We start from the raw sequence: 11,758 nt of genomic DNA on the forward strand, positions 1-11,758 counted from the left end.
CAGTAAAATCGTGCGTTTGGGGAACGTGTCGCCAGCTCCGCCTTAAACCTCAGCAGTCGTCGCTGCATCAACCCAGACAAGGAGCCCCATTGCTAGCCAATTTCACCAAGGCATCGCTGATTGTTCCTGAGACCCAGGCTGTTGCGCGCCTGTTGCTGGAGCGACCGGATGCTAAGCGGTGGCGCCAGGCGGTCGAGGCAGAGAATATCCTTCATGCGAAAACGGTTAATACCGCCAAAAGCTACGCCGACATAGCCCGCATGCGCTTGGAAACCATGGATGAGGATCTCTGGGAGATTGTCGCCAATGCAGAGCGTCCAGCGGCAACCCAGGCCGTCCTGGCCTGTGCGCTGAAATTTTCGCCGTTGCTGGCGGAGTTCATGCGTACCGCGTTAAGTGACGAGTACCGTCGAATGAGCTCCGGTCTGGAAGACCGTATCTGGCGAAGCTTCTTCGCAGACATGAGTCTCATCCACGCCAATCTGGCTGAAGTCTCTGAAGGCACCCAAACCAAGCTCAGGCAGAATGCCTACCGCATGCTGACCGAAGCCGGGTATCTGGCGAAGAACAAAGCGAAATCCTTGCAGCATGTGCGTGTGCTGCCAGAAGTCCGCAATTACCTGGCCGCACATGGCCATAACGACATCCTGTCTGCCATGGATTGCGCGCATTGAAAGGGAGGCCGGCGTGAATCGCCTAGACGAACGACTCAACAAAATACTACCCACCCTGACCTCAGAGAAATTCAGGGAAAACCGGGGCCTGGGCAACGAAGTGCCGTTTTATGCATTCGACTACCCGGCAGAAAGTGAGGAGCAGGTGCGCGAGCATGTCGACTTCCTGGTCGCCCAACTTGCTAAATCCAAGCCGGCGCTGAAGGTTGCCCGCGTTCACTTGTTCCAGGTGTTGGTCGACATGCTCGAAGAGCGCAATTTCTACGACAAGGCCGTGAAGCTGCAAGCCGCGAAAGGTGGCGAGGCGTTGCTGAAACAGTTGAAGGGGCCGCTCAAGGCCGAAAAGGTAGCAGGCTTCATTACCGCAAAATGGCCGGCCGATGAGTACGACGCCTACCTGATCGATGGGGTCGGCAGCGCTTACCCCATCATCCGTACCCACAAATTACTCAACGTCTTGCAGCCTTACACCGGGTTAACGCCACTGGTGCTGTTCTTTCCGGGCGAATACGACGGTCAGTCGCTACGCCTGTTCGGTCAGCTGAGCGACACGCCGTATTACCGCGCTTTTCGGCTGGTCGACTGACAACAGAATATAAAATAGGGAGATAAAGCATGTCGATAGGGGATATGTTCGAGCGCAGCATCCAGCGCAGCATTAACGGCGTTATCAAGGCGGATCAGAAGGACGACGTCAACGTCTGGCAGGAGCTCGACGAATACGTAATCACCAAAGAGCTGGATGGCCACCTGCGCGGTTTTTTTGAACGCTATCTCTCTGCCCTGGACAACCCCGCTGAGGCCAGTGGCGATGTGGGGGTCTGGGTCTCCGGCTTCTTTGGCAGCGGTAAATCCCATTTCATCAAAATCCTCTCCTACCTGCTCGCCAATCGGCAGGTCAGCCAGGAGGGGCAAACCCGCAAAGCCCAAGACTTCTTTGAAGACAAAATTACCGATCCCATGCTGGCGGGTGACATTGCCCGCGCCATTACCGGCGACACCGATGTGCTGCTGTTCAATATCGACAGCAAAGCCGATGCGGATAATTCTCGTGATGCAATCCTCAAGGTCTTCCTGAAAGTCTTCAACGAAATGCGCGGTTTCAGCCCGGATCACCCTCATGTTGCTCGCCTGGAGCAGGAGCTGGAGGAAAAAGGGGCGTTCGACACCTTCAAAGCCGAATTCGAAAAAGCGGCTGGCTCTCCCTGGCTGGATGAGCGTGACGGTTACACCTTCTATTCTGATGCTATCGCCACCGCCTATGGCGCCGCGATGGGGCAAGCGGTATCAGATCCCGATGCCTGGCTGGAGCGCCTGGAGCGCGACTTCGATAGCTGGCTGTCCGTGGAAAATTTTGCTAAAGGCGTGAAAGACTACTTGGACAAATGTGGAAAACAACACCGTATTGTGTTTCTGGTGGACGAGATTGGCCAGTTCATCGGCGGCAATAGTCAACTGATGTTGAACCTGCAAACCATTACGGAAAACCTTGGCACCATCTGCGATGGCCAAGCCTGGGTCATTGTCACTTCTCAGGAAGATATAGACGCAGTCGTTGGCCAACTCAAAGCCAGCAGTGCCAACGACTTTTCAAGAGTCCAAGGGCGTTTCCGCACCCGTCTGTCGCTGTCATCTGCTAATGTGGATGAAGTCATCCAAAAGCGCTTGCTTAAAAAGCGCCCGGAAGCCGCAGATATCCTGCGCGAGCTATTCCGAAAAGAAGCCGACATCCTCAAAAATCAGCTCAGCTTTACCAATGCCGGGCGCACCTTCAAGGCCTACGCCGATGAAGACGAATTTGCGGAGGTGTACCCCTTTGCGCCATACCAATTCACCTTGGTGCAAAGCATCTTTGAATCCGTCCGCAAGGCCGGCGCCACCGGCTTGCACCTGGCCCGGGGTGAGCGTTCCCTGCTGGATGCCTTCCAGTCCGCTGCCAAAGCGGTGGTAGAGCAGGAGCCGGGCATACTGGTGCCGCTGTACCGCTTTTATCCCTCCATCGAGAGCTTCCTCGAAGGGGTGGTGAAATCTACCATCGAAAACGCGGCAAAGAACCCCTCGCTGCAAGACTTCGATGTCAGCGTGCTGCAAACCCTGTTCCTGATCCGCTATGTGGACGAGATTCCGGGCAATGTCGATAACCTCATTACCCTGTTTATCGACCAGATCGACGCCGACCGTCGGGGCTTGCGCACCCAAATCGAGGAAAGCTTGCAGCGGCTGGAAGGCCAAACTCTGGTCAGCCGCAACGGGGATAACTTCTTCTTCCTCACCAATGAAGAACGCGATATCAGCCGTGAGATCAAAGCGGTAGATCTCACCGCCGCAGAAGAAGCCAAGAAACTCGGCGAGCTGATTTTTGAAGACCTGCTCGGTGGTATGCGCAAATTCCGCTTTACCGACAACGGCAACGACTTTGCCCTTAACCTCAGCTGTGACCAACACCCCTATGGCAATCGCAATGAGGGTGCCCTGAACCTCCAGGTCATCACCCCGCTGATTGACGACCGGGACGAATGGCGCGACGACAAAACCCTCATGCGCAGCACCGACGGCGACGGCCAGGTCATCCTGCGCCTGCCAGACGATAGCCAGCTGGCCACCGAGCTGCGCCAGTACATCCAGACCGACAAATACGTGATGAAGCGCACCGATGGCAGTTTGCCGTCTACCGCCAGGCGCATTCTGCAAGACCGCGCCGATGAAAACCGTCAGCGTCGTGATCGCCTCAAAATCACCCTGGAAAAGCTCCTGCAGAACGCCGTGGCGTTCGCCGCCGGCCACCAGCCAGATCTCAAAGCCTCCACCGCCCAGGCTATCGTGAATGAAGCCCTGCATGACCTGGTGCGCAACAGCTTTGGCAAACTGGCCTACATCGAGCACCTCACCGGCGATCCCCAGGCCGAAATCAAGGCTCTGCTGGATGACCCGTCAACGCTGGCCCTGGATCTGGGCGAAGGCGAGACCGTCAACCCCCGCGCCCTGAAAGAAGTCCAGCAGTACATCGAGCTGGCCAGTGCCAGTCACCGTCAAGTCATCCTGTACGACCTGGCCAACACTCACTTTGCGCGCCGCCCCTATGGCTGGTCAGAATGGGAAACCGTTTTGCTGGTTATCCGACTGGTCAGGGCTGGGGAACTCAGCCTCAAGCTCAAACAAACCGTGTTGCCTATCGAGAAGATCTACGAGCAGCTCAACCCGCCGTCGCGCTGGCGTTCCATTGAGGTCGAACGCCGCAAAGCCGTTGGTAGTGGTGAGCTTCAGCAAGCCAGAAACCTCACCAGAGACATCTTCGGTAAACTGCCGCCTGAAGATGAAGACCGCCTCTATGCAGCCATTAAAAGCCACCTGCAAAACTGGCAGCAAGACTTCAAGCAGTGGAGCACCCTCAGCAACACCGGCTACCCCGGCAAGTCCTTGGCGGATGAAGGCCAGGCCCTGTGCGACAAACTACTGTCTGCACCAGACAGCTTTACGGCCATACAGCAGTTCACCGGCCAAAAAGATGACCTGTTGGATACCGCCGATAACCATCAAGAGCTTAGCCACTTCTTCACCAACCAGAAGCCGGTCTGGGACAAGCTGATCAAGGCGCTGCGCGAGTTTGACCCCAACCGCCCCGCGCTGGAAAAAGACAACGGCGCCAAAACCGCGCTGCAACGCCTGGAAGCCATCCGCACGGCGCCATCGCCCTTTGGTCTGCTGCAAGAGGTTGAAGCCCTGGTCACCAAAATCGACCAGGTGAACAGCGCGGAGATCGCCAGAGTGCGCACCCATGCGCTGGGCCATATTGATAAACAGATCGAGCGGGTTGCCGCCGATCTGGATGCTGCCAAGGCCGATCCGGATACCCGTAACCAATGCTTGCTCCCGCTTCAAACTCTGCGCCAACGGACAGAAACGCAAACCAGTCTGGCGCACCTGCATCAGCTATCAACGCAGTCCACCGATGCAGCGGACGATGCGGTAGACGAATTGGCTAAAATCTCAGCCAAAGCAAAAGAACTGGCAGAAGAAAAAGGCGAGTACTCGAGCGAATCAGTGCAAGCGGTAAAACCGGTCAAACCAGTCCATGCCGGCAGGCTCGCCAGCACCTATATCGAAGATGCTGAAACCGCCGAGCAGTATCTCGAAAAGTTGCGTAAAGAAATTATGGATGCACTGGCCAAAAACTGCCGCGTGCAAATTCGGTAAGGAAAATAATAATGTATAAACCCGGTGGAACAATTTTTGCTCTTCTTAAAGGTGTAGAAGAACACCAGTACATACTCCCTGCTATTCAGCGGGAGTTTGTCTGGGGGGCAGATCAAATTTGCCAGCTCTTCGATAGCCTGCTTCAGGGCTATCCCTTTGGCACCTTCCTTTTCTGGAAGATCGAACCCGAGCAGCAATCCCAGTACCAGTTTTATGATTTCGTTCAGAACTATCATGAGCGCGATAGTTATCACTGCGAGCTCATAGAAGAACTGCCGAATAAGGCGCTAACAGCGGTGTTGGATGGCCAGCAACGCATGACCGCACTCAATATCGGCCTGCGTGGTTCGTATGCGTGGCGTATTTCTGGGAAATGGTGGACAAATGACTCAGCTTTTCCCGAGCGCCACCTGTATCTGAACCTCCTTGGCGAGCCAGATTCGGAAACAGGCTCTCAATACCAATTCGAATTCCTGACTCAGGAACAGCTTGCCAGAGCGTCTGTGGGGGAATGCTGGTTTAAGGTGCCGCGTGCATTTGACGAAGATCGCGATGCCCTAACTGACGAGCTGGATGAGATCGCCGACAAAGAGCAACGAGCGAAGGCAAGATCCACGCTGAGAGATCTGCTGCGGGTCATTCACGATAAGGACATTATCAGCTATTACGAAGAGACCAATCAGGATCTTGAGCGGGTTCTGAATATCTTTATCCGTATGAACAGTGGAGGAACAGCACTGTCATATTCCGACCTCCTTTTATCCATAGCCGTAGCCCAATGGAAGAACCTGGATGCCAGGCAGGAAATTCATTCCATCGTGGATGAAATGAATGCCGAGGGGGATGGCTTCGCCTTTAGTAAAGATCTTGTCCTGAAAGCTGGATTGATGTTGGCCGATATAGGCAGTGTTGGCTTCAAGGTTGAGAATTTCAACAAAGCCAATATGGCAAAGCTTGAAGCCCAGTGGCAGGCCATCCGAAGCTCACTTATGTTGGCGGTTCGCTTGTTGGCCAGTTTCGGTTTCAATGGTCAGAACCTTCGTGCAGACAGTGCCATTCTGCCGATTGCCTACTATTTGCACGCCCGTACGCTGGGTGACGGTTATCTGTCACGGTCTGAATTCGCGGTTGACCGGGAGGCTGTCAGAAAATGGTTTGTCCGTAGCTTGCTCAAGGCCTCCGGCATCTGGGGTAGTGGGCTGGATACCTTGTTGACTGATTTGAGAGAGGTGCTCAGGAACAATGCGGTCAACGGATTTTCGGTTGCCGAACTTGAAGCTGCCATGACACGACGCGGGAAAACCCTGGTCTTTTCCGACGAAGAAATCGACGAGCTGTGTGAGTTGCCCTACGGCGGTAAAACCACATTTGCACTGTTGTCAGTGCTGTTTCCCGGCTTCGATTTTTCCCAGCATTTCCATGTGGACCACATCTTCCCCAAAGGCAGATTCACCAGAGCCAAGCTGATAAAAGCAGGCTTTGCCGACGAGCAAGTTGAAATCTTGCTAGATCAATGCAATCGGCTACCGAACCTCCAATTACTGGTAGGTTCAATCAATAACGAGAAACGCCAGAAAATGCCATTAGAGTGGTATCAGGCGCAATGGCCAGGCGAGCTGGCCAGAAAGCAGTATCTCGAAAATCAGGCAATTCAGAATTTGCCTGATGACCTGTTGGGCTTCCCCGATTTCTACCAACAACGCAAAGCCACGCTTAAAGCCCGCATTAAAGCAGTCCTGGATCAAATCGATGAATAAATCCGCACTCAAAAAGTACGCCCCTCAGGCCCGCCTGGACTTTATCGCTGCCGTCACACGCCGTGCCGAACTGCTGGGGCTGAATCCTAAAAGCCCCGCCAAAGTCGAAAAGCAGGGCGAAGCGTTGCTGATCAATGGCCGCGCCTTTCCGGCAGCCTACGGTCAAATGCGCACTACCCTAGAAGCCCGTATTCGTGAACAGGGCTTTACGCAGGTGATGGAGGCCATGGCCTATACTTGGTTTAACCGTCTGGTGGCCATCCGCTACATGGAGCTGCACGGCTTTCTGGATCATGGTTATCGGGTGCTCAGCCACCCTGTTAATAACGACAACGGCCACACCCAGCCCGAGATCCTGGATCATATTCCTGAGCTGGATCTGCCCGGCTTCGATAAAGCGCAGGCACTGGAGCTGAAGCTCGCCGGCAATCGCGATGAAGAGCTGTACCGCGAGGTGCTGCTCGCTCAGTGCCACGCTCTGCACACGGCCATGCCTTTCCTGTTCGAATCGCTGGACGACGCCACCGAGCTACTGGTGCCCGACGGCCTGCTGCGCACCGATTCCATCCTGGGCAGGCTCGTCACCGCCATCGATGAGGCCGACTGGCAGGACGTCGAAATCATCGGCTGGCTCTATCAGTTCTACATCAGCGAGAAGAAGGATCAAGTCATCGGCAGGGTGGTGAAAAGCGAGGACATCCCCGCCGCCACCCAGCTCTTCACCCCCAATTGGATCGTCAAATACCTGGTGCAGAACAGCCTCGGCCGCCTGTGGCTGATGGCCAACCCCGGAAGCCAACTGGCAAGCAAGTGGGAGTACTACATCCAACCCGCCGAGCAAACGGATGAGGTCAAAGCCCAGCTCGATGCGCTCATCCAGGCCCGCATCGACGAAGACGGCGCCACCCTTAACCCCGAATCTCTCACGCTGCTTGACCCGGCTGTCGGCTCCGGCCACATTCTGGTGGAAGCCTATGACCTGCTGCGCGATATCTACCTCGAACGCGGTTACCGCCGGCAGGACATTCCCCGACTGATTCTGGAAAAGAACCTCTACGGCCTGGATATCGACGACCGCGCCGCCCAGCTCGCCGGCTTTGCCCTGCTGATGAAGGCGCGGGCCGATGATCGGCAATTGTTCGGGCAGCCGGCGGGCTTGAATGTGCTGGCCTTGCAGGAAGCGAAGGCCGCCAGTGCGGCGGAGCTTCACAGTGCGCTGAATGCGTCGCAGATTGACTCTACGATCGTGAGCCAACTTGTGGAAGCCTTCGAGCAGGCCAAGACCTTTGGATCTCTGATTCAGATTCCCGATGAGCTGGCGACGGCTTTGCCAGACTTGCGGCAGGAGCTCGAGGCCGTGCGCGATGCCGGCGACATGCTGGGGCGGGATGCGGCTGAAAGCTTGCTGCGGCTGGTGGCGCAGGCCGAGGTGCTGGCGAAGCAATTTGATGCTGTGGTGGCGAATCCGCCGTATATGGGTGGCAAGGGCATGAACGCCGATCTGAAGGCGTGGGCCAAAAAAACCTTCCAGGCCAGCAAGGCGGACCTGTTCGCCATGTTCATCGAGCGTGGCTTCGGTTGGTGCAAGCCTGCTGGTTTCAACAGCATGGTGACGATGCAGAGCTGGATGTTCTTGTCCAGTTTTGAGGATATGCGGACGAGGCTGCTGGAAGATCGCAGCATCAGCACGATGGCGCATCTAGGCGCGCGGGCATTCAGCGAAATTTCCGGCGAGGTGGTGCAGACAACAGCCTTTGTTCTGCAACCGACCCACGTCACCGGCTTCCGGCCTGTGTTCTTCCGTCTGGTAGATAGCAACGAAACTACCAAGGCCGAAGTCCTGCGCACCAATCAGAAACGGTTCGATGCGACGGCGCAGGATGATTTTAAAAAGATTCCCGGAGGCCCAATTGCCTATTGGGCTCCCGATTCTATATTTCGAGCCTTTCAGTCGGGTGTGCGTCTTGGCGATATCGCGCCAGTCAGAAAAGGGATGGATACGGCCAATAACAACAAATTTCTGCGGATGTGGTTTGAGGTAAACATAACCAAGACCAACTTTGATGCTCCGGATTCTAAAAAAGCCCAGACAAGCGGCGCCAAATGGTTTCCGTATAAGAAGGGCGGCACGTTCAGAAAATGGTTCGGCAATAACGAGTACTTGCTGGACTGGGAAAATGATGGCGCAGCGGTTAGGTCGTCGGGCCGCGCATCAATTCGAAGCAAAGAATACTTTTTTAGGCCATCCCTTACTTGGTCTGCAACTAGCTCAACCTATTTTGGTATACGACATTGCGATGCAGGCCACATCTCCGATTGTAAAGGTTCGGCGGTATACCCAAACCCTCCTGACCATTTTTGGATTCTGGCGTTACTCACTACATCCCCCATCAACGAAATCTTAACGATACTGAACCCGACTTTGGAGACACAGGCAGGCAACGTCGCGAACCTTCCGGTTCCAACAGCCATCTTGCAGAGCGAAGAAACTAAGGAAGAGTTATCGACGCTCGCAAAGCGGGCAGTTGAAATCACACGTTTAGACTGGGATCACTTCGAAACTTCTTGGGGCTTCGAAAGCTTTCCATTGGTCGACTTTGGAAGTGGCACCGACGTTGGAAACCTTGAAGCTGCATGGAGTAGGTACGTCACTGAAACAAATGCCCTTACGGCGGATCTTTTCAGGATTGAATCCACAGTAAACGACATCTTAATCAACGCGTTGGGTCTCGAGAACCAGTGCCCGTTCACCCCTCCGCCTGACTCAATTTCTTTGTCGTGGAATCCAGTGTGGCTTTTGGGTGCGGAAGGTACAAGAGCGGCAGAAAACTATCGTACGCTCCTGGCGGCGCGACTTATCTCGTACTGCATCGGCTGCATGATGGGCCGCTACAGCCTCGACGCCCCCGGCCTGATCTACGCCCATGCCGGAAACGAAGACTTTGACCCCAGCCGCTATGAAACCTTCCCGGCGGACGACGACGGTATCGTCCCCATCACCGATGAAGCCTGGTTCGACGACGATGGCGCCAACCGTATCCACGAATTTGTCCGCGTCGTTTGGGGCGAAGAAACCGAAGCCGAGAACATGGCCTGGCTCGCCGAATCCCTGGGTAGCAAAGCGAGCGAATCCGCCGACGACACCGTCCGCCGTTACCTCAGCAAGGATTTTTACAAAGACCACTTGCAAACCTACAAGAAGCGGCCCATCTACTGGCTGTTCAGCTCCGGCAAACACAAAGCCTTCGAAGCTCTCGTGTACCTGCACCGCTACAACGCCGGCACACTCTCACGCATGCGCATGGAATATGTCGTCCCCCTCCAATCCCGCATGCAGGCCCGCATCGATAACCTGGAGCAGGACATCCAGTCCTCCACCTCCAGCGCCGAGCAAAAACGCTTCCAAAAGCAAAAGGACAAGCTCATCAAACAATTCGACGAACTCCGCCGCTTCGACGAAAACCTCCGACACTACGCCGACCAGCGCATTACCCTGGATCTCGACTATGGTGTGAAGTTCAACTACGGAAAGTTTGGTGATTTGTTGGCTGAGGTGAAGGCTGTGGCGGGCAAGAAGGCCGGTGATTGAAAGCCCAGGTCAATTACAGCTTGACTGGTGGTTATCAGAAGAACGAAGAGCGATTTTGGTATGAATGAGATTATCTGCCCCCACTGCAACAAGGCGTTCAAAATCGATGAGGCCGGTTACGCCGATATCCTTAAGCAGGTGCGTGATCACGCCTTTGAAGAGCAGCTACAGGAGCGCCTCGCGCTGGCCGAAAAGGACAAGGAGGCTGCGCTCGCTCTGGCCAGGGAGCGGGCAGCCAGCGAAATCCAGAAATCAGAGGCAGCCAAAGATAAGGAGCTCCAGGAGCTGCAGGCCAAGTTGCAAGCCGGTGAGGCCTCTCAGCAACTGGCCATTGCCGATGCCCTGAAGGTGGTCGAGAGAGAGCGCGATTCACTGTTGAGTGACCTCAAGCAGGCAAGGAGCGATAACGAATCGGCCACCCAGCTGATTGAAGCCCGCCTGAATCAGGAAATTCAGGAGCTGAAATCCAAACTCGATGCGACGGATACTAGCAAGCAGCTCGCGATTACCCAGGCCGTGTCTGCGGTGGAAAAGGAGCGAGACCAGCTTCAGCATAAGCTTAGCCAGGCTGATTTGGAAAAGCAGGCGTCAGAGCGCTCGCTCAAGGACAAATACGAGACCCAGATTAAAGACCGAGATGATGCCATTGAGCGCCTGCGGGATATGAAGGCGCGGCTGTCCACGAAGATGGTGGGCGAGACTCTGGAGCAACACTGCGAGACCGAGTTTAACCGGATTCGCTCGACGGCTTTCCCTCGGGCCTACTTTGAGAAGGACAATGACGCCGGCAAAGGCAGCAAGGGCGACTACATCTTCCGCGACGTTGACGAGAGAGATACGCCCATCGTCTCAATCATGTTCGAGATGAAGAACGAGAGCGGCACCACTGCGACAAAAAAGAAGAACGAAGACTTCCTCAAGGAGTTGGACAAGGATCGCAACGAGAAGGGCTGCGAATACGCCATCCTGGTATCGCTGCTGGAACCTGATAGCGATCTCTACAATTCCGGCATTGTCGACGTCTTCCACCGTTACCCCAAGATGTATGTCATCCGCCCTCAGTTTTTTATTCCCATGATCACGCTGCTGCGCAATGCCGCCATGAATTCATTGGAGTACAAGCAGGAGCTGGCGCTTGTTAAAGCCCAGAACATCGATATCACCAACTTTGAGAGTGATCTGGATAAATTCAAAACGGCGTTTGCAAAGAACTACGACCTGGCTTCAAGAAAATTCCAGACAGCCATTGATGAGATCGATAAATCAATCAACCACCTGCAAAAGACCAAGGACGCGCTGATGAGCACGGATCGGAATCTTCGATTGGCAAACGACAAGGCGCAGGACGTGACGGTGAAGAAGCTGACCCGTAAGAATCCTACGATGGAGGCGGCGTTTGAGCAGCTTGAGAATAAAGACGAGTAAGGCTGAGGATGAGGGGCTGATGACCTGTGAAAGAGAGTCGAATGCGCACACGATGATCCGGTTCTCTTTTGACGCGGTGCTGAATGCTGGCTCAATATGACCTGTTTGGGCCGGGAGGC

The 11,758-nt window shown here is 55.0% G+C and carries 6 protein-coding genes; all 6 read left to right on the forward strand.

The window, feature by feature from the left end; translation table 11 throughout:
- The first annotated feature begins 89 nt into the window (after nucleotides 1–89).
- The 6 genes from ACMG4O_RS05740 to ACMG4O_RS05765 are packed head-to-tail and all read left to right on the forward strand — an operon-like array spanning nucleotide 90 to nucleotide 11,639.
- Nucleotides 90–674 (forward strand): DUF1819 family protein, encoded by a 585-nt coding sequence (locus tag ACMG4O_RS05740; RefSeq protein ID WP_414434606.1) that lies wholly within the window; start codon nucleotides 90–92, stop codon nucleotides 672–674.
- Between the two features lie 13 nt (nucleotides 675–687).
- Complete coding sequence (locus tag ACMG4O_RS05745; RefSeq protein ID WP_414434607.1) at nucleotides 688–1,260, forward strand: DUF1788 domain-containing protein; 573 nt, start codon at nucleotides 688–690, stop codon at nucleotides 1,258–1,260.
- Nucleotides 1,261–1,289: 29 nt separating this feature from the next.
- Nucleotides 1,290–4,868: a BREX system P-loop protein BrxC gene (brxC, locus tag ACMG4O_RS05750; protein ID WP_414434608.1), complete on the forward strand. Its 3,579-nt coding sequence runs from the start codon at nucleotides 1,290–1,292 to the stop codon at nucleotides 4,866–4,868.
- Nucleotides 4,869–4,879: 11 nt separating this feature from the next.
- Entirely contained in the window at nucleotides 4,880–6,625 is a 1,746-nt protein-coding gene (locus tag ACMG4O_RS05755; protein ID WP_414434609.1) for a DUF262 domain-containing protein, read from the forward strand.
- Nucleotides 6,618–10,214 (forward strand): BREX-1 system adenine-specific DNA-methyltransferase PglX, encoded by a 3,597-nt coding sequence (gene pglX, locus ACMG4O_RS05760; protein WP_414434610.1) that lies wholly within the window; start codon nucleotides 6,618–6,620, stop codon nucleotides 10,212–10,214. The genes ACMG4O_RS05755 and pglX overlap by 8 nt, the downstream gene beginning before the upstream one ends.
- A 60-nt stretch (nucleotides 10,215–10,274) precedes the next feature.
- Nucleotides 10,275–11,639: a DUF2130 domain-containing protein gene (locus ACMG4O_RS05765; RefSeq protein ID WP_414434611.1), complete on the forward strand. Its 1,365-nt coding sequence runs from the start codon at nucleotides 10,275–10,277 to the stop codon at nucleotides 11,637–11,639.
- Nucleotides 11,640–11,758 lie beyond the last annotated feature (119 nt).

The organism is Alloalcanivorax venustensis (assembly GCF_047495515.1).
GTDB classification, from domain to species: Bacteria; Pseudomonadota; Gammaproteobacteria; order Pseudomonadales; family Alcanivoracaceae; genus Alloalcanivorax; species Alloalcanivorax venustensis.